Origin of the sequence: Pseudonocardia ammonioxydans (assembly GCF_900115005.1) — a bacterium.
Taxonomy (GTDB): domain Bacteria; phylum Actinomycetota; class Actinomycetes; order Mycobacteriales; family Pseudonocardiaceae; genus Pseudonocardia; species Pseudonocardia ammonioxydans.
The window spans coordinates 1-17,121 of sequence record NZ_FOUY01000069.1; the positions used below are offsets into that span (position 1 = coordinate 1).

The 17,121-nt window shown below is 67.9% G+C and carries 18 protein-coding genes and 3 pseudogenes; 11 read left to right on the top strand and 10 right to left on the bottom strand.

Features of this window, described 5'->3' with window-relative positions:
- Positions 1 to 255: transposase (locus tag BM093_RS31815; RefSeq protein ID WP_143105615.1), on the top strand; the 255-nt coding region annotated here is incomplete at its 5' end.
- Between the two features lie 28 nt (positions 256 to 283).
- Here the strand turns inward: BM093_RS31815 and BM093_RS31820 are convergent.
- The gene (locus BM093_RS31820; protein WP_093356059.1) at positions 284 to 1,102 is read right to left on the bottom strand and encodes a PEP/pyruvate-binding domain-containing protein; all 819 of its coding nucleotides are present in this window, start codon (positions 1,100 to 1,102) and stop codon (positions 284 to 286) included.
- 99 nt (positions 1,103 to 1,201) lie between these two features.
- On the opposite strand from BM093_RS31820, the gene BM093_RS31825 reads away from it, so the two are divergent.
- The 7 genes and pseudogenes from BM093_RS31825 (at position 1,202) to BM093_RS38485 (ending at position 5,908) form a co-directional block, all read left to right on the top strand.
- Complete coding sequence (locus BM093_RS31825; RefSeq protein ID WP_177238827.1) at positions 1,202 to 1,699, top strand: TetR/AcrR family transcriptional regulator; 498 nt, start codon at positions 1,202 to 1,204, stop codon at positions 1,697 to 1,699.
- A gap of 22 nt (positions 1,700 to 1,721) precedes the next feature.
- A complete protein-coding gene (locus BM093_RS38475) occupies positions 1,722 to 1,826 on the top strand; it encodes a TetR/AcrR family transcriptional regulator (RefSeq protein ID WP_177238829.1) in 105 nt (34 codons plus the stop codon).
- A 438-nt stretch (positions 1,827 to 2,264) separates the two neighbouring features.
- Positions 2,265 to 3,161, top strand: coding sequence for a polysaccharide deacetylase family protein (locus tag BM093_RS31830; protein WP_093356125.1), 897 nt, complete (start codon positions 2,265 to 2,267; stop codon positions 3,159 to 3,161).
- Positions 3,158 to 3,814: an N-carbamoylsarcosine amidohydrolase gene (locus BM093_RS31835; RefSeq protein ID WP_093356068.1), complete on the top strand. Its 657-nt coding sequence runs from the start codon at positions 3,158 to 3,160 to the stop codon at positions 3,812 to 3,814. Before BM093_RS31830 ends, BM093_RS31835 begins: the two co-directional genes overlap by 4 nt.
- Entirely contained in the window at positions 3,811 to 4,884 is a 1,074-nt protein-coding gene (locus BM093_RS31840) for an LLM class flavin-dependent oxidoreductase (RefSeq protein ID WP_093356075.1), read from the top strand. Before BM093_RS31835 ends, BM093_RS31840 begins: the two co-directional genes overlap by 4 nt.
- 682 nt (positions 4,885 to 5,566) lie before the next feature.
- Positions 5,567 to 5,725, top strand: a pseudogene (locus BM093_RS38480) (transposase); the annotation flags it as partial.
- A gap of 27 nt (positions 5,726 to 5,752) precedes the next feature.
- Positions 5,753 to 5,908: a hypothetical protein gene (locus tag BM093_RS38485; RefSeq protein WP_425439219.1), complete on the top strand. Its 156-nt coding sequence runs from the start codon at positions 5,753 to 5,755 to the stop codon at positions 5,906 to 5,908.
- Positions 5,909 to 5,982: 74 nt separating this feature from the next.
- On the opposite strand, the gene BM093_RS31850 is transcribed toward BM093_RS38485, so the two are convergent.
- Both BM093_RS31850 and BM093_RS31855 read right to left on the bottom strand, forming a co-directional pair.
- Positions 5,983 to 6,510 carry a UPF0158 family protein gene (locus BM093_RS31850; protein ID WP_093356084.1) on the bottom strand — a complete coding sequence of 176 codons (528 nt, stop codon included), beginning with the start codon at positions 6,508 to 6,510 and terminating at the stop codon, positions 5,983 to 5,985.
- The gene (locus BM093_RS31855) at positions 6,488 to 6,700 is read right to left on the bottom strand and encodes a hypothetical protein (protein ID WP_093356087.1); all 213 of its coding nucleotides are present in this window, start codon (positions 6,698 to 6,700) and stop codon (positions 6,488 to 6,490) included. The genes BM093_RS31850 and BM093_RS31855 overlap by 23 nt, the downstream gene beginning before the upstream one ends.
- A gap of 234 nt (positions 6,701 to 6,934) precedes the next feature.
- Between BM093_RS31855 and BM093_RS31860 the strand changes: the two genes are divergently transcribed.
- Both BM093_RS31860 and BM093_RS38490 read left to right on the top strand, forming a co-directional pair.
- Positions 6,935 to 8,050 carry an IS630 family transposase gene (locus BM093_RS31860; protein WP_093356091.1) on the top strand — a complete coding sequence of 372 codons (1,116 nt, stop codon included), beginning with the start codon at positions 6,935 to 6,937 and terminating at the stop codon, positions 8,048 to 8,050.
- A gap of 486 nt (positions 8,051 to 8,536) precedes the next feature.
- Positions 8,537 to 8,614: pseudogene (locus BM093_RS38490) on the top strand (hypothetical protein); the annotation flags it as partial.
- Positions 8,615 to 8,889: 275 nt separating this feature from the next.
- On the opposite strand, the gene BM093_RS31870 reads toward BM093_RS38490, so the two are convergent.
- From BM093_RS31870 to BM093_RS38495, 7 genes and pseudogenes are all read right to left on the bottom strand, one after another.
- Positions 8,890 to 10,224 (bottom strand): SLC13 family permease, encoded by a 1,335-nt coding sequence (locus tag BM093_RS31870; protein WP_093356096.1) that lies wholly within the window; start codon positions 10,222 to 10,224, stop codon positions 8,890 to 8,892.
- Positions 10,225 to 10,399: 175 nt separating this feature from the next.
- The gene (locus BM093_RS31875) at positions 10,400 to 11,533 is read right to left on the bottom strand and encodes a CaiB/BaiF CoA transferase family protein (protein ID WP_093356101.1); all 1,134 of its coding nucleotides are present in this window, start codon (positions 11,531 to 11,533) and stop codon (positions 10,400 to 10,402) included.
- 80 nt (positions 11,534 to 11,613) lie between these two features.
- The gene (locus BM093_RS31880; protein WP_218163025.1) at positions 11,614 to 12,738 is read right to left on the bottom strand and encodes a hypothetical protein; all 1,125 of its coding nucleotides are present in this window, start codon (positions 12,736 to 12,738) and stop codon (positions 11,614 to 11,616) included.
- Positions 12,735 to 13,385, bottom strand: a complete 651-nt coding sequence (locus BM093_RS31885) for a TetR/AcrR family transcriptional regulator (RefSeq protein ID WP_218163026.1) — start codon at positions 13,383 to 13,385, stop codon at positions 12,735 to 12,737. The genes BM093_RS31880 and BM093_RS31885 overlap by 4 nt, the downstream gene beginning before the upstream one ends.
- Entirely contained in the window at positions 13,382 to 14,548 is a 1,167-nt protein-coding gene (locus tag BM093_RS31890; RefSeq protein WP_093356108.1) for an acyl-CoA dehydrogenase family protein, read from the bottom strand. Before BM093_RS31890 ends, BM093_RS31885 begins: the two co-directional genes overlap by 4 nt.
- Complete coding sequence (locus tag BM093_RS31895) at positions 14,545 to 15,585, bottom strand: NADPH:quinone oxidoreductase family protein (protein ID WP_245773941.1); 1,041 nt, start codon at positions 15,583 to 15,585, stop codon at positions 14,545 to 14,547. Before BM093_RS31895 ends, BM093_RS31890 begins: the two co-directional genes overlap by 4 nt.
- Positions 15,585 to 16,731: pseudogene (locus BM093_RS38495) on the bottom strand (CaiB/BaiF CoA transferase family protein). Before BM093_RS38495 ends, BM093_RS31895 begins: the two are co-directional and overlap by 1 nt.
- 175 nt (positions 16,732 to 16,906) lie before the next feature.
- On the opposite strand from BM093_RS38495, the gene BM093_RS31905 reads away from it, so the two are divergent.
- Positions 16,907 to 17,121: helix-turn-helix domain-containing protein (locus BM093_RS31905; RefSeq protein WP_143105646.1), on the top strand; the 215-nt coding region annotated here is incomplete at its 3' end.

The following is a 17,121-nucleotide window of genomic DNA, read 5'->3' on the forward strand; positions in this document are numbered from 1 at the left end:
TTCCTCGACTACCCACCGGAACTGCGGCGCATCGTTTACACCACCAACGCCATCGAATCCATCAACTACCAGCTCCGGAAAATCACCAAGACTCGCGGGCACTTTCCCTCCGACGAGGCAGCGATGAAGCTACTCTACCTCGGACTCCGGAACATCTCGAGCAGAAGGGGAGGTGAATCCGGAACTGGAACACACGGCTGGAAAACGGCTCTGAACACGCTGGTCGTCCTCTTCCCCGGACGACTTCCTCTGTGATACATTAACGGCATTAGTCACCCGTGGCTTACACGGGAATCGTGACAGGCTCCTGCACCAGCTCGAACCCGTCCGCGGTGAAGGCCCACTCGATGTCCTGTGGCTCGCCGAAAGTCTCTTCCACTTCTCGACCCAGCCGCACCAGCTCCTCCAACCGGGGCGCGGAACTGGTCCCGCTCAACCGTCGCGCTGTGGCCTTGTCCAGGACGATGTGGTCCCCGGTGACCGCGCCGGAGACCAGAGCCTCGCCGAGGCCGCGGACCGCCTCGACCACTACGCGGTCCCGATGCCCGCTGACCGGGTCGGCGGTCAACAGCACGCCCGCCCACTGGGCCGGAACCATCTCCTGCACCACGACGGCGAGCGCGAGCTCGTCTTCGTCCCAGCCGTGACGCTCTCGGTAGGCCACCGCCCGTGCGGTCCACAGCGAGGCCCAGCAGCTCCGCACCGCGACCAGCAGCGCCTGCGGTCCGGAGACGTCGAGGTAGGTGTCGTGCTGTCCGGCGAAAGAGGTGCCGGCGAGGTCTTCGGCGGTACCGGACGAGCGCACGGCCACTGCAGGCGCGCCGAGCCCGGTGTACCCAGCGAGCACCGCGTCGGCGATCCGTGAGGGCACCGCTTGCCGCGGGATCCGCTCACGCAACTCAGCAGCGGGCCTGCCGCCCAGCCCGGTGGCGTCGAGGAAGTCGCGGTAGGCGGCGGTCGTGACCACGAAACCTGGAGGAACCGGGAACCCGGCCTCGACCAGCGCACCGAGCCCCGCGCCCTTGCCACCGACGAGAGCGGTGTCAATCCTCGCTCTGCCGCCGGGCTGTACCCGCCCGAGCGGGAGCGTGTAGTCGGCCACGGCTCACTCCACTTTCGCCGAAAGTTCACCACTTGATGAAACGAACGCTACTCGGCCGCCATCTGCTGCTCAACATCTGTTGAATTACTATTTTGTCCGGTGGAGGACGCCAAGCCGGAGAATGTGGGCACGCACCGCCGTGGCCGACGCTCGAGCGGGGAGTGCATCCACATCCTCGAGGCCGCCCGGTCATGCTTCGCCGAGCGCGGCTACGACCGCGCGACGATCCGCCAGATTGCGGCCCGTGCCCAAATGGATCCGGCGATGGTATATTACTTCTTCGAGTCGAAGGCGCGGTTGTTCACCGAGGCGTTGGCGATCCCGTCCGACCCGGTAGGGCGGCTCACAGATGCTCTTGAACAGGGACTCGACGGCGCGGGGAAGCGCATCGTCCGGCACTTCCTCGCGGTCTGGGACTCCGCTGCGAGCATGGAGCCGCTGCTCGTGCTCCTGCGCTCCGCACCGACCGACGAGCGATCCGCGGCGATATTCACCGAGTACGTCCAGCGCGAGATCATCGAGCGGATCGCAGCGGCGGCCCCGAGGACGACACACCTGATGCGCGCCTGCGCGCCGAGCTACTCGGCGCGCAGCTGATGGGCATCGCGCTCACCGCTACATCACGCGCCTCGAGCCCCTCGCCTCCGCCTCTGCTGACACCCTCGCAGCATGGGTGGGGCCGACCCTTCAGCACTATCTCACCGGCCCGACCCCGACGGCCTGAACTCCGGGGCCGGCCCTTCCCTCGCCGACCGCGAGACAGCAGCCACAAGCGGTCAGCGGAGCCTGTCCGCACCAGCATCCGAATCGGAGACGTGTGCTGTTGCGCGCCTCTGCGATTCGACGGTTCACGACCTGGCACGGCAGGCCTTCGGCCCGCCCAGAGAGGTCGGCAGACCTGTCGGCACGGACGGAGCCCGCCATGGCTGCTCTCGCACTGGCCGGATCACGTAGCGCTACCGCGGATCCACTGATTGCCTGGCCTGCGAACACGAGCGTCGGCTCCCAACGGGCAGAGCACAACGGGCAAGAGTGAACCAGTGTTGACACCCAAGCTCTCGCTGCGCTAGGAAGGCCGTGCAGAGGCGCTCTCTGCTGTGGGGAAGTCGAGCTGTATCGGCCGCTCCTTCCTCACCTGGGACGTGAGCGACGGGACATGCCCATGCACAACGAGCTTTACCCTTACCGGCCCATCACCGAACGTCCTCCCATCAGGTGGCCGGGGGGTGCACGGGTCGCCTTCTACCTCGGGCTGAACGTCGAGCACTACCTGGTCGACCGGCCCTCGACGAGCATCTTCGGTGGGACTGCCGGACTGGCGCCCGACCCGTTGAACTACGGCTGGCGAGACTACGGCCCTCGTGTCGGGTTCTGGCGGCTGCTCGAGAGCTTGGACCGGCACAACGTCCGCGCCAGCGTTCTCCTCAACAGCGAGGTGTGCACGAAGTATCCTCAGATCATCGAGGCCGGGTTGGCTCGCGATTGGGCTTGGCTGGCGCACGGACGAGACAACTCGACCCTCCAAGCCGGCATGACTCTCGAAGAAGAACGCACGTACCTGGCTGACGTTGTCGCGACCATCCGCGCTGCGACGGATAAGCCGGTGAACGGCTGGCTCGGTCCCGCTCTCACGGAGACATTTGAAACGCCGTCCCTGCTGGCAGAACTGGGACTGAGTTACACGCTCGACTGGACTAACGACGACCAGCCTTACGAGCTGGCTGTTCCGGGGATGTACAGCGTGCCATACTCGATCGAGCTCAACGATGTCACGATGTTTGTGACGAAGAGCTACACGGGTCGCGAATTCCTGGATGCTGTGCGAGATCAGCTTGACCAGCTCCACGCAGACTCTGCCGAGTCCGGACGCGTCATGGCCCTGTGTATTCACCCGTTCCTGGTTAATCAGCCGTTCAGGCACAAGTATCTCGACGAAGCACTGCAGTACATCGCTAACCACGACGGTGTCTGGATGACGACGAGCGACGATATTCTTGACGCCTACCGTGCACAGAGCTCGGTGAACAACACCACAACAACCGCGAAGGCTGACCGATGACTGGGGCGCTGGAGGAGTATCGGCGACTGCGTGCCGAGTTCCGTGAGAAGGGATTCGGCAGCCGGGTCGGGTTCGGGGAGCGCCCGGCCCTGGTCGTCGTCGACATGATCACTGGGTTCACCGACTCGCGTTCACCGCTTTCCGGGGATCTGGAGCCTCAGGTCGGGGCAATCAGGCAGCTGCTCGAGCCGGCCCGTGAGGCAGGCATCCCGGTGATTTTCTCGACGGTCGCCTACGACCGGGATCTCCAGGAAGCCGGCCTGTGGATCCGGAAGATCCCATCCAACCGTTGGCTGGTGGAAGGTAGCGAGTGGATCGAGGTGGACAAGCGGCTCGACCAACGCCCGACCGAGACCACTCTGGTCAAGAAATACGCCTCCTGCTTCTTCGGCACCGACCTCGCTGCCCGGCTCGTAGCCCGCCGGGTGGACACCGTCATCATCGTGGGGTGCACGACAAGCGGGTGTGTGCGCGCCACCACCGTGGACGCCTGCTCGTACGGATTCCATTCCATCGTGGTCGAGCAGGCGGTGGGCGACCGGGCCGCGCTTCCGCACGCGGCCAGCCTGTTCGACATCGACGCCAAGTACGGCGACGTGGTCGACCTCGACGAAGCCCTGACCTATCTGAAGAGCCGGAGAGCCAGCTCATGAAGTTCGGGATCTTTCTGCCCAATGGTAGTAACGGCTATCTGCTGTCCACCGCCGCTCCCCAATACTCGCCCACGTTCGCTCACAACCTCGCCATCACTCGCGCCGCCGAGGACGCGGGCATGGATTTCGTTCTGTCAATGATGAAGTTCCGTGGTTTCGGAGGTGACACAGGCTACTGGGACTCCTGTCTGGACTCCTTCAGCCTCATGGCCGGCCTGGCCGCCGCCACGTCGAAGATTGAGCTCTACCCCAGCATCACTGTACTGAGCACGCACCCCGCCCTGGCCGCGCGAATGGTGGCCACGATCGATGACATCAGCGGTGGACGGTGCGGCCTGAACATCGTGACAGGCTGGAACAAGCCCGAGTACACACAGATGGGGTTGTGGCCCGGGGACGAATACTACGAACAGCGATATGAGTTCGCCGCTGAGTATCTGCAGATACTCAAGAAGGCATGGGCGGATGGGTCCGTCACGCATCACGGACAATTCTTTGAGTTAGAGGACTGCTCGGTACTGCCCCGGCCCTCCCGTGACGTTCCGATCGTGTGCGCCGGGCAGTCCCAGAAGGGGCTATCCTTTACTGCCGAGTGCGGGGATCACAACTTCGTGATGGCCACCCCACATCGTCTGAGGGAGATCGCCGCAAATCTCGAACAGCGAGCCGGGGCGTTTGGGCGTCACGCTGGAACGTTTGCGCTGTTCACCGTCATTGCGGAAGACACCGACGAAGAGGCAATCGACATCGCCACTGACCTTGTCGCGAGCGCGGATGAGGCGGCTATTGCCAACGTCATCACTAGCGCATCGCTCGACGTCAATCCTGCCGGAACAAGCGAGGCATTGCGGACAGGCCTGGCGAAGCCGTTACAGGAAGGAAACAGCGCCTTCATGGGGTTTCCGGTCATCGCGGGCAGCTATAAAACCGTGGCGCAGCAGATCGGGGAGATAGGAGCCATACCGGGGGTCGACGGCGTGATGCTCAACTTCCGGAATTTCGTACCGGACATTAGGGCATTCGGCGAGAAGGTGATGCCGGTCGTGCAACGGGCCACCGTTTCTGCCTGATTGAGGTCCCGTGTGACGGGCCGCCCTGTCGACTCGGCAGCAGTGTTCTCGAGGCTAACGAAGCTGGGTCGACGAAGTCGGGAAGATCGAGGCATGTTCGTCATGCGGCAGTCCGGCTTGTTCGGTGAGTTACCCGAGAGCGCGTTAGTAGGCGTTCGAAGCAATGCGTAATGCGCTGGAGCTGGCGGGGCAGAGTCGATGAGCTTGGCCAGGCCGCCCTTGGCTCGCTGATCCGACCGGGCCAGCCCGCCGAGCATCTCCGCGGCGAACGCCTCCAGCCGCGGTCGGACCTGCGCCATCTCCTCCGGAGTCACGACCCGGACAAGATCACACGAGAGGTCGAATCAGCGGGATCGACACACCTAACAAAGTACTACGAGGAGTTGACCAGCACCGGCACCGGGCAGACCAACCGCCTCAAGGCGCTGCTGCGCGACGGCGACGACACCGACAAGGCCCTGGCCCGCGGCAAACTCTCCGACACCGACCTGAATACCCTCGCCCGAGGTAAACAGCCCCGGGAGGCGACCCGTGCCCAGGCCGTGCGCCACGGCGAGCTCCGCCGGCTGGCAGTGGCGCTACGCGAGCAGCGCCGCGAACTCAAGAGCAACCGAGCCCAGCTCCAGACCATCGTCCACGACCTGGCGCCCGGTTTGACCGGCCACAAGGGCATCGGCCCGGTCTGCGCCGCCCAGGCCATCGTGTCGTTCTCCCACCCCGGCCGCGCTGTCGCAGCGAGGCCGCGTTCGCCGCCCTCGGCGGCACCAGCCCGCTCGAGGCCGGCAGCGGACGCAGCACCCGGCATCGGCTCAACCTCGGCGGCGACCGCGCCCTGAACAAGGCGATCCACACCATCGCGGTCACCCGCATGCGCGACTGCCCCACCACCCGCGCCTACGTCGCCCGTCGAGTCGCCGAGGGCAAGAACGAAAAAGAGATCCGGCGCTGCCTCAAGCGCTACATCACCTGCTGGCTGCACCGCTACCTGACCACCACCATGACGCCAGCGATGGCCCCGGCCTGACCCGCCGCTGCCTGCCGCGCCCGCCGGTCCAGTCCCGGGGGGTCCGCGGCCCGATGACCGAGCCGTACGCGAGGTCAGCGCGCCGCCCGCTCGGCCGGTGGCACGGCGCAGTAGCCGGCGTCGGCGAGCCAGGCCCGCGCCCGACCCCGCTGGCGTTCCTCGGAGAAGCCGAACCAGCGCTCGAGCTCGCCCGGCCAACGGGCCAGGACGTCCTTGAACCGGCGGAACGCGCCGCGGCCCTGGATCGCGATCTCCAGCCGATCCCGGCGGTCCTCGTCGGGCACCGTCGTGGTGATGAACTCGCACATGTCGCGGTAACCCGCCCGCGAGCCCTCGGAGTCGACCGGCAGCCACCACGGCGCGTCGCCGTCATCCTCGTCCTCCTCGCCGACCTCCAACGCGTACTCGATCGCCGGCTGCGGCCAGACCTCACCGCTGCGCAGATCGACCCGCCCCCCACCAGTCATCGGGTCGCCTTCCAGGATGTCCGCCAGCTGGTCGAGATCGACCGCAAGCGGCCGCAGCACGGGGATCGGACCGGTCCCGAGCCGCGCCTCAAGCTGGTCGGCCAGCTCGAGGTCACCGTGCCAGCCTCGTCCCAAGTCCCGCGACCCACGTCTGCGCGGTCTGTGTGGCGCCCGAGGTGTCCTGGGCGAGCGCGATCAGCAGCCCATCGCCCCCCAGCTGCAAGCACTGCGCCGGGTCCAACCCGCCCAAGACGGACAGGATCGCTGCGGCGTCGCCGCGATAGACCGCGCCGCGGAGCTCGGGCCTCGACTCGACCGCGTTCATTGACGTCAAGTCTGCGCCGGACCGCAACGACGTCGTCAAGTGACCACCCGAGGTCGGCTCGTGCCTGCCGGCGAGCCCCGCTCTGTCGTTCTTCGCCGAGCACTTGACAAGACATAGTGCGTTGACCACGAACGTTCACCGGGTTGGCGACACGCCGGGCAGCGTCCCCGACCGGCGGGGCGGCTGCTCCCACTCTCGGCACCGACATCGAGTCAGCGGCGGGAGCGGTAGGAGATGGCAGAACCGGTCAGAGCACGACGGTTGACCGACGAGGAAGGCCGCCGACTGACACAGATCGTGCGCCGCGGGCGAGGAAACCCGATCCGAGTCCGCCGCGCGACGATCATCATGGCCTCGTCCTCCGGGACGCCGGTCCCGGCGATCGCTCGCCTCGTCGCTGCCGACGAGGACACCGTGCGCGACGTGATCCACGCGTTCAACGAGCGAGGGCTGGCCGCGCTGGACCCTCAGTGGGCGGGAGGCCGTCCCCGCCTGATCAGTGACGAGGACATCGCGTTCATCGTCACGACGGCCACCACCCGACCAGACAAGCTCGGGTGCCCCTTCACGCGCTGGAGCATCCGCAAGCTCGCTGCGCACCTGAGCCGCTGCCACGAACGACGGGTCGTGATCAGCCGTGAACGGCTGCGGCTGGTCCTGCGTGAGGCTGGGGTGTCGTTCCAGCGAACCCGCACCTGGAAGGAGTCCACGGATCCGGACAAGGACGTCAAGCTGGATCGGATCGAGGAGGTGACCAGCCGGTATCTCGACCGGTGCTTCGCGTTCGACCAGTTCGGGCCACTGTCGATCCGTCCGTGTCACGGCTCCACCTGGGAACCGGAGAAGAAGCCGACCCGGCTACCAGCGACCTACACCCGCACGCACGGGATCCGCTACTTCCACGGCTGCTACAGCCTGGGCGATGACCAACTCTGGGGCGTGACCCACCGGCGCAAGGGCGGCGATCACACCCTGGCCGCGCTCAAGTCCATTCGGGCCGCCCGACCGGACGGCGCACCCATCTACGTGATCATGGACAACCTGTCAGCGAACAAAACCCCCGCGGTTCGGGCATGGGCCGCCCGCAACAAGGTCGAGCTGTGTTTCACCCCGACCTACGCCTCGTGGGCCAACCCGATCGAGGCCCAGTTCGGGCCGCTGCGAACCTTCGTCATGGGTGCCTCGAACCACCCCAACCACCCCGTCCTGGCCCGACGGCTGCAGGCCTACCTGCGCTGGCGCAACGCCAACGCCCGCCACCCCGACGTCCTGGCCGCGCAACGCCGAGAACGCGCCCGTGTCCGCAGCGAACGCCAGCAGCGCTGGGGCCGCCCCCGAGCCGCCGCATGATCGAACCCGGCGAACGTATGTGGTCAACGCAATAGGGATCATCGAACCGCACCGACACGGCGCGGCGGGCATGAGATAGTCGCATCCAACGGATGCCCTTCTGCGCGGACCGACGTGACCTTAGACAAGCCACATCGTCCCAGCTCAGAAGGGCATTCGTGTGTTACGACGCACCTTCACCACCGAATCCCGCCGGTGCATTCAGGTTCAGTCGGGCGGGCCCCGTGCCCACCGCGGCGGCGTTCGGCGGAACAGGTGCGTCTTCCTGCGCCCGCCGATGACCAGCACCCCCTCCTCGGCGGCGAACCGGGCCAGGCACTCGTGCATCACATCGTCCCCGCAAGGGCGACGCGGCTCGCACGAGCACGTGTCGTCTGACTTGGGGGCTCGCGGTCCGCGTCCGCGCGGCCCGCGGCAAGAACGGCAAGAAGTTCGCCTCGTTCCTGCCCGCGGCCAGCAAGAGCGCCCTGGCCAAGATGAGCGCAGGTGCGTCGATGGCGGCTGCACCTGCGTAGTCGGCACACCATCACCCGCCTCGTCGGGGAGATCAATCCCATCATGCGGGCCTGGATGCAGTACTGCGGGGCGTTCTACCGCTCCGCGCTCTTTCGCGATCGCAGACACCGGCTTGTCGCCGGCACGAGCGAGGTCCACGGCGCGGCGCCGGAACTCCGGCGGGTGAGGTGGAGGCACGAACAACATCCTCCCTGGTGGACCGGGTCCACCTCAGGTGACGTGTCCGGCGTCAGGGGTCAAGCTCAGGGTGAGGTCGGGGTGGAGGTCACGGGAGCAGGTGGATGTGGGGCGCCGGCGCTGCCCCAGGTACGTGGTGCGTGGGATCAGAAGCCCGGCACGATGACCAGGGCCCAGAGCAGTGCGGGGACGAGGGTGACGATGGCGATGCCCCAGCGCAGGAGGTTGCGCAGGACCGCGTCGCGTTGGTCGGGAGTGGTGTTGGCGACGACGACCGCGCCGTGGGTGGAGAACGGGCTGACGTCGACGACGGTGCTGGCCACGGCGATCACAGCGACCAGGCTGATCGGGTTGAGGTCGCCGGCCTGCAGCAGCGGGACGGCGAGCGGGACCAGGGCGGCGATGACGCCGCTGGAGGTGGCGAACGCGGAGACGATGCCACCGATGTAGGCCAGGGCGGCGGCGGCGAGCAGCGGGATACCGATGGCGGCGACCGAGTCGCCGAGAAAGCCGACGGTGCCGATGTGCTCGAGCACGCCGACGTAGGTGAGTACCCCGCAGACCAGCAGCACGACACTCCACGGGACCGCGCTGAGGGCTTCCTTGTGCCGCTTGGGGTTGTAGAGACCGATCGCGATGCACAGCGTGATCGCGAGCAGGCCGATGTCCAGACGCAGCGCCACCCCGAGCACGATCAGCAACACGATCGCGGCCAGGGTCAGCCAGCCCTCGACGCCCAGGCGGACATCGGGCCGACCGTCCTGCCCGGCCGAATCGGTGCCGCCAGTGGAGCCGGTCGCCGCGCCTGCGGATCCGCCGGTCGGCGCTGTCCCAGTCGGTCCCGCGCCGACCACGGCCATTTCCGTGGCGACCGACTGGCCGCCGGCGACCTTCTTGCGGCCGAACAGCACCGTAATGATGACGCCGATGATGACGTTGGTGACCAAGCTGATGAGGAAGATCTTCATCGGGTCCGGGGTGAACCCGTTGGTCTGCAGGATGCCGCTGACGATCACGCCGTAGACGCTGATCGGGGCCAGGCAACCGGCGCAGGTGCCGTGGATGACCATCAGGCCCATGTAGAACTGCGAGATCCGGTGGCGCGCGGCGAAGGCCAGCGCGATCGGTGCCACGATCGGCACCGAGAACAGCGCGCCGATCCCGCTGAACAGGCCGGCCGCGGCGAACATGATCCACGGCACGATCCAGTCGCGGCCGCCGGTGAGCTTGACCGCGCCGCCGAGTAGCCAGTCGATCGTGCCGTTGGCCTTGGCGACGTTGAACAGGTAGGTCACACCGACGAGTACGACCAGCAGGTTCCCGGGGAACCCGGCGTAGAGGTCGTCGGTGGACATCCCCATCCACACGGCGCCGACGAAGAAGGTGGCGACCAGGGCCAGTGCGCCGAGGTTGAGCGGTGTGACTGTGGCGATGATGAAGGCGACGATCAGTAAGGCGATCGCCGTGAGGTGCAGCGTCATTGCGTCACCGGTCCAGGTCGTGGGCCGCCGGGGCCCGGATGGGTGAGCGACCCGTGGGGCGGCTCACGTGATGTCGTACAGGTGGGTGTGCAGAGGCGAAGCGGGCAGGAGGTATCGCCGCCGGACCCGGTGGGTGTTCGACGGGATACCGGCCGCGGCCGGGCATGCCGGTGGGCTAGTCTGGGCTGAGCTCGGCGAGGATCTCGGCCTGGTCGGCGCCCAGGCGGGGTGCGCCGCGGCGGATCGAGGGTGGGGTCCTGCTGAAGCTGATCGGGATCCCGGGGCCGGTGTAGTCGTCGGTACGGACCACCATGTTGCGGTGGGCCGTGTGCGGGGCCGCGGCGACGGTGTCCACACTGTGGATCGGTGCGCAGGGAACACCGCGGGCGAGCATCGCCTCGCCGAGCTCGGTGCCGTCGATCGCCTTGAGCCGCGGCCGCAGCTCCACCTCGAGCGCCTCGCGGTGCGCGACGCGGCCGGGGTTGGTGGCGAATTCGGGCTGCTCGGCCAGCTCGGGGTGGCCGAGCAGGTCACACAGGTGCGCGAACTGGCGGTTGTTGGCCACCGCGATGAACAGCGGCACGGTCGCGGTCTCGAACACGTTGTAGGGGACGATGTCGGGGTGGCCGTTGCCGAACCGGCGGGTCGGTGCCCCGGTCGCGACGTGGTTGGCCAGGTAGGGATGTGCCATCGACACGGCCGAGTCGTAGAGGGCGATGTCGGCCATCTGGCCCTTCCCGGACCGGTGCCGTTCCTGCAGCGCCAGCACCACGGCCATCGCCGCGTTCATGCCGGTGGTCAGGTCCACGATGGGTGAGCCGAGCCGGACCGGCGGCCCGTCGGGCTCGCCGTTGACGCTCATGAGCCCGGCGATGGCCTGCACCGCGGCGTCGTAGCCCGGTAGCCCGCCGAGCGGGCCATCGTCACCGAACCCGGTGACACGGCAGTGCACCAGCCGCGGGTAGCGGCGGGTGATCTCGCTCGGGTCGGAGTAGCCCCAGGAACGCAGGGTCGAGGCCTTGAAGTTCTCGATGAGCACGTCGGCCCGGGCCAGCAGCTGCTCGAACGTTGCGCGGTCGGTCTCGGTCTGCAGGTCGAGCACGACGGAGCGCTTGTTGCGGTTGACCGCGTTGAAGTAGGCGGCGCTGCCGTTGTCGACGGGCGGCCCGAACGATCGACACTCGTCGCCGGAGGGCGCCTCGACCTTGATGACGTCGGCTCCGTGATCGCCGAGGATCTGCCCGCACAGCGGGCCGGCGAGAACGCGGGAGGCATCGATGACGACGGTCCCGGACAGCGGTTGTGACATGGCCGGACCTTTCTGGCGATGAAGGATGAAGGGGGTGCGGTGGGCTCGGATCGGAAGTGGCTCGACCGGTCGTGGCTCGGTCAGCGGCGGGTGTGCGCGGCGGGCCGCGCCTGCCAGGTGAACCGCGGATCCGGTGCGAGACCTCGATCGATGAGGTCGAGCTGGATGCGGCCGTCGTGGGCCATCGCGGCGCCTTCGAGCAGGCCGTTCCAGATCGTGGCGACGCTGTCGTGGACCTGCCCGTCCGGGTAGAGCCGCCACCCGTGCTGGGTGAGGGTCGTGCCGGCCGGAGCGTCGGTGCCGCCGGCAGCAGCGGACGGGGCGGTGCTGATCTCGTCGCCCTGCGCGGTGGCGAGGCTCTGTACGAAGCGCACGAACCCCTCGAGGGAGCCGTCGGGTTCGGTGCCGAGCAGCAACCGGTGGCTGTGGTGGTAGTGCTGCAGCCCGACCATGCGGGTAGCCACGGTGAGCAGCCCCTCCGCCTCGCCGGGCCCGAGGACGTCGACCGCGGCCGGTAGCAGGGTTCGCACGTACTCCATGGCGTAGTTGCGGCGGGCCTTCATCACACGCTCGGCGGGCCAGTCCGCGTCGGGCAGCACCGGAGCCTGTGCCGGGTCGAACACCGGGCCCTGCTCGTCGCGGGCGAACCGCAGGCGCTGCTCGGGGGCCAAGGGCTGGTCGTACTCGTAGTAGTAGCCCTCGAGGCTGCTCTGGCCGTCGGTGGTCTGTTTGGTGCAGACGAATCCCAGCCGGGGGTTGCCCAGCGAGACCCCGTTCTGTGCGTGCCAGCCCAGCAGCATCGCGCGCGAGACCTCGGTCGGGATTCCGCACAGAGCCGTACCGGACCAGATCCAGCGGGGTGCCCGGTAGCGGATCCAGGCCTTGCGGTCGGACTCGGGCATGTACTCGACCGAGACACCGCCGATGTTGTTGGACAGGTAGTGGTACTGGGCGGCGGCCACCGCCGCGGGCAGTCCGTCGATGCCGAGCCGGCGCAGGCCGGGCAGGAACCGGTTCTGTCGCTGGCGGGCGAACACCTCGTAGACGGTGCGGGCGGCGACGTCGGTGCCCTTGTGTGCCACCAGGTAGAGCACGCAGCCGGTGAAGGCGGAGTGGTACCACTCGTGCACGACGTCCCACGCCGCTTCCGAAGCCACGGCCGCCGGCGGGGCCGGCGTGTGGTCTGTGTCGTCGATGGTGGTCATCGTGGGTTCGCCTCCCCAGTGGGGCCCGAGGTGGTGAGTCCGAACAGCAGCTGCTGGGCGATCTCGTGCGCGGTCTGTTCCCGACTTGTGTCGGTGTCGGCGGGCCGCGGCCGATACCACATGGTGATCCAGTTCAGTGAGCCCAGCAGTGTCCGGGTGGCCAAGCGTGCGTCGACGTCCCGCAGCACGCCAACCTTGGAGCCCGCGCTGACCGTCTCGGTGAACAGGCTCTCGTACTCGTCGCGCATCGCGACGAGCTCGTCGAGCTGCTGCCGCTCGGCCAGGCTCGTCTTCGCGGTCTGGTACAGGTCGACGCCCTGCACCGTGACCCGCTGATAAGAGGTCTGCTCCATCATCAGCAGCGCGTGGGCGCGGACCATGTCGAACAGCCGGTCATCCGGGGCCCGGGTCTCATCCTCGGCCAGCGGCCGGAGCCGGTCGAGGTTGGCCTCCATCGCCCGACGGTGCACGGCAAAGAACAGGTCCATCTTGGACCGGTAGTAGTAGTAGACGCCGCCCTTGGTGACCCCCATCAGGTCAGCGATGTGATCGATCGACGCGGCGTCGAACCCCAGTGTCATGAACGCCTCGGCGGCGGCGTCGAGGATCCGGATGTTCTTGTCGCTCAGCGTGGGCCTGTTGGTCACGATGCGGCTGCCTCCTGCTCGGTCTTGATCGTCTGCGAGATCACCACTCGCTGGATCTCCGAGGTGCCCTCGTAGATCTCGGTGATGCGCTGGTCACGGTAGAGGCGCTCCACAGCGGAAGGCTTGACATAGCCGCGACCGCCCAGCACCTGCATGCAGCGATCGACTACCCGGTGGGAGACCTCGCTGGCGAACAGCTTCGCCATCGGGGCGAGGGTCTTGACGTCGAGGCCGGCGTCGTAGGCGCGTGCCGCCTCGAACATCATCATGCGCGCCGCCGAGAGCTCGGTGGCGCAGTCGGCGAGCTGGAAGCCGACGCCCTGGTGGTCGATGATCGCCTTACCGAAGGTCTGCCGGCCCACCGCGAACGCGGCCGCCTCGTCGAACGCGGCTCGCGCGATGCCGTTGGCCTGGGCCGCGATGAGTACCCGGCCCAGCGTCAGCGTGCCCAGCGCCAGACCCAGCCCGCCACCTTCCTCCCCGAGGATCGCCTCGGCGGACACGACGGTGTCCAGACGCAGGTTCGTCGTCGTGGTGCCGCGGATGCCGAGCTTGTCCTCGTAATGATCGACGACCACGCCCTCGGCGTCGCGCTCGACCAGGAACGCGGTGATCGAGCGGCGGTCCTCTGGGCGGGTGCGCGCGAAGACGACGTAGGTCGAGGAATGCCCGCCGTTGCCCAGCCAGCACTTCTCGCCGCGGATGCGCCAGCCCTCACCCTCCCGTTCGGCGGTGGCGGTGATCGCCGCGGCGTCCGAGCCCGCGCCTGGCTCGCTCAGCGCGAAACAGACCGCCCGTCCCTCGCGGGCCAACGCGCCGAGGTAGCGCTGCTTCTGCTCCTCGGTGCCGCCCAGCGCGATCGGGTAGGCGCCCAGCGCCAGGGCGGCGAGGATGGCCGAGGTCGTCGCGCAGGCCACCGACACCCGCTCGGCGACCGCGGTGATCGTCTCCAGGGGAAGTTCGGAGCCGCCGTAGGCCCGCGGTACGAACATCCCGCACAGACCGGCATCGCGCAGCACGGGCAGGTGCTCCTCGGGGTAGCGCTGCGCGGCGTCGATCTCCGCGGCCAGCGGCGCGAAGTGCTCGACCGAGAGCCGGTCGGCGGTCGCGAGCCACTTCTCGGGCTCGGCGCTCATCGACGGCTCCCACACGGTGGTGGTCATGATGTGTTCCTTTCGGTGGTGGAGAGGGCGGCGTTGCCCACCCCGTGTGGCGCCAGAACGACCTTGCCTATGACCGACCTACCCTCGATCTCGGTGAAGCCGGCGCCGAAGTCCTCCATCGGCAGGACCCGATGGACGCGGGGGGCGATCTCGCCGCCGGCCACGAGTGCGGACAGCTGCTTGTAGGTGTCGTCGACCTGGGCGCTGACCCGCTCGGTGGGCTTCTTGGGCGACCACCCGGCGTGATAACCCCAGTTCACGCCGTGGACGGTCAGGTTCTTGACCAGCAGGATGTTCGCCGGGATCTGAGGGATGTCGCCGGAGGCGAACCCGATCACGAGCATCCGTCCTTCCGGGGCGATCGCCCGCAGGGACTGCTCGAACACCGCGCCGCCGACCGGGTCGTAGACGACATCGGCGCCGCGTCCTGCGGTCTCGTCGAGGACGGCCTGCCGGAACGACACCGAGTCCACCGCCAGGTGGGCGCCCGCTCCCAGGGCGCCCTCGCGTTTCGCGGCCGTGCTGGCACAAGCGATCACTCGGGCACCCAAGGCTCGTGCCACCTCGATCGCGGCAAGCCCGCTCGCCCCGGCCGCACCGTGGATAAGGACGGTGTCTCCGGGGCCGGTAGCGGCCTGGTTGCGCAGCGCCGTCCACGCCGTGGTGTAGATCGTCGGCAGCAGTGTGGCCTGGGCGAAGCTGAGCTGATCCGGTATCGGGAAGGCGTGGGCGGAGTCGACCACCGCGTGCTCGGCGAACGCGCCGTGGCTCAGGCTGACCGCGACCCGGTCACCGGCGCTCAGCCCGGTCTCTGCGGTGTTGACCCACGTGATGACGCCAGCAGCCTCGGTACCCGGCACGAACGGGGGCTCAGTGCGATTCTGGTGCCGCCCGGCGATCGCGAGCGTGTTGGCGAAACTCAGGCCGGCCGCATGGACACGGACACCTACCTGCCCGCGCTCCGGGGCAGGAGTAGCGATCTCACTCATCTGCAGATCACGCCAGTGCCCGTACTCACGGCATACCAGGGCGCGCATCACTGCCTGCTCCCAGACGGCACGCCGTTGGTGGCCGGGGACGGTCGTTCGGGCAAGACCGCGCGGGCGGCGATCAACGCGGCGGCCTCGGCGTCGGTGTAGCCGAGCTCGGCCAGAATGGTCTCGGAGTGCTCGCCACTGCCCGGGGCTTGCACCGAGGCGACGTCCGGGCGCGACCCCGGCAGGGCGACCACCGGGACCGAACCCGTAGGCCCGGCCAGCTCGGTCAACACCTTCGCCTCCTGCACGACCGGCGAGGCCAGCACATCTCGATAGGAATGCACCGGGCCGCACAGGATTCCTTGCGGCGCCAACCGGTCGATCCATTCCTGCGTCGTACGCCTCACTAGAATCCGTGCGATCGCACTGTCAATATCAGAGGCGTAGGCGATCCGTTCCGTCGCCGAGCCGAGCACGGTGACGTCGAGCTGTTCGTGCAAATTGAGTGCATCGCAAATGGTGGTGAACATCCGGTCGTTGATGCAGCTGAGCATCATCTCGCCGTCGGCGGTGGAAGACCCCGCTCGGCACCGCGAGCCGGCGCTGCCCCTCATGCTCGGATCCATCGGCGTCGACGAAGGCCTGATCGAGCAGAGGTGGCCCCTGCAGAGCCATCGCCGCCTGCAGCAGCGACACCTCCACCTCGCATCCGTGGCCGTGTCGGGCCTGGGCGTAGAGAGCGGCACCGAGTCGCTGGGCAGTGTAGACCCCTGCCGCGACGTCGACGACGGTGAACGACAACGGTCGGGCCGGCTCATCCGCGGCTCGGCCGAGCCGCGCCAGGCCCGTCCAGCCCTGCAAGATCATGTCGGTGGCCGGCAGGCCGGCGGCCGAACTGGATGCGCCGAAGCCGGTGACTCGGACCGCCACCAGCCGGGGATCGGCCCTGCGGAGCGATGCGGCATCCAGACCCAGGCGCGTGGCGACGTCGGACCGGTAGTTCTGCACGACGACGTCAGCACCGCCGATCAGCCGCCCGATCACCTCCTGACCCTCTGGGGTGGTTGCGTCGACACGGATCGAGCGCTTCCCCAGATTGGCAGCGGTTCCGAATGCGGTGTTGCCGTCGCGGCGCGACCCGATGTGCCGCGACCAATCACCGTTCGGTGGCTCCACCTTCACCACAGCGGCACCTTGGGCCGCCAACAGTGCACTGGCGTAAGGACCGGCGAATCCTTGCGAAAGGTCGACGACAGTGAGCCTTTGCCAACCTGCTGGATGAGCAGGTCAGCGGGCTGCGGCGTGTCGTGGCCTCGAATGGGTGAAGCTCCTGGTAGACGGGCGATTGACTAGATCAACACGTCCTACCAGGAGCTTCAAGGTGCTGTCCTACCCGCCTGGGATGACCGTGTCCAGCCGCGCGCTCAACCTGCTCGCCGATCTCCTGCGCGGACACCGCGCCGCCCGTGGAACCCGGTGGCGCAAGCTCGCCGCCGGCCGCCAGGCGCTGCTGGTGGTCGCGCACCTGCGCAAGAACGACACCTACGCCGAGTTGGCCTGCGGGTTCGGGGTCGGCACCTCCACGGTCTACCGCTA

Coding starts and splice junctions, on each gene's coding strand:
- BM093_RS31830 (WP_093356125.1), top strand. CDS start 2,265: ATGCACAACGAGCTTTACCCTTACCGGCCCATCACCGAACGTCCTCCC.
- BM093_RS31835 (WP_093356068.1), top strand. CDS start 3,158: ATGACTGGGGCGCTGGAGGAGTATCGGCGACTGCGTGCCGAGTTCCGT.
- BM093_RS31840 (WP_093356075.1), top strand. CDS start 3,811: ATGAAGTTCGGGATCTTTCTGCCCAATGGTAGTAACGGCTATCTGCTG.
- BM093_RS38485 (WP_425439219.1), top strand. CDS start 5,753: ATGCGCGACTGCCCCACCACCCGCGCCTACGTCGCCCGTCGAGTCGCC.
- BM093_RS31855 (WP_093356087.1), bottom strand. CDS start 6,700: ATGAACGCGGTCGAGTCGAGGCCCGAGCTCCGCGGCGCGGTCTATCGC.
- BM093_RS31860 (WP_093356091.1), top strand. CDS start 6,935: ATGGCAGAACCGGTCAGAGCACGACGGTTGACCGACGAGGAAGGCCGC.
- BM093_RS31870 (WP_093356096.1), bottom strand. CDS start 10,224: ATGACGCTGCACCTCACGGCGATCGCCTTACTGATCGTCGCCTTCATC.
- BM093_RS31875 (WP_093356101.1), bottom strand. CDS start 11,533: ATGTCACAACCGCTGTCCGGGACCGTCGTCATCGATGCCTCCCGCGTT.
- BM093_RS31880 (WP_218163025.1), bottom strand. CDS start 12,738: ATGACCACCATCGACGACACAGACCACACGCCGGCCCCGCCGGCGGCC.
- BM093_RS31890 (WP_093356108.1), bottom strand. CDS start 14,548: ATGACCACCACCGTGTGGGAGCCGTCGATGAGCGCCGAGCCCGAGAAG.
- BM093_RS31895 (WP_245773941.1), bottom strand. CDS start 15,585: ATGCGCGCCCTGGTATGCCGTGAGTACGGGCACTGGCGTGATCTGCAG.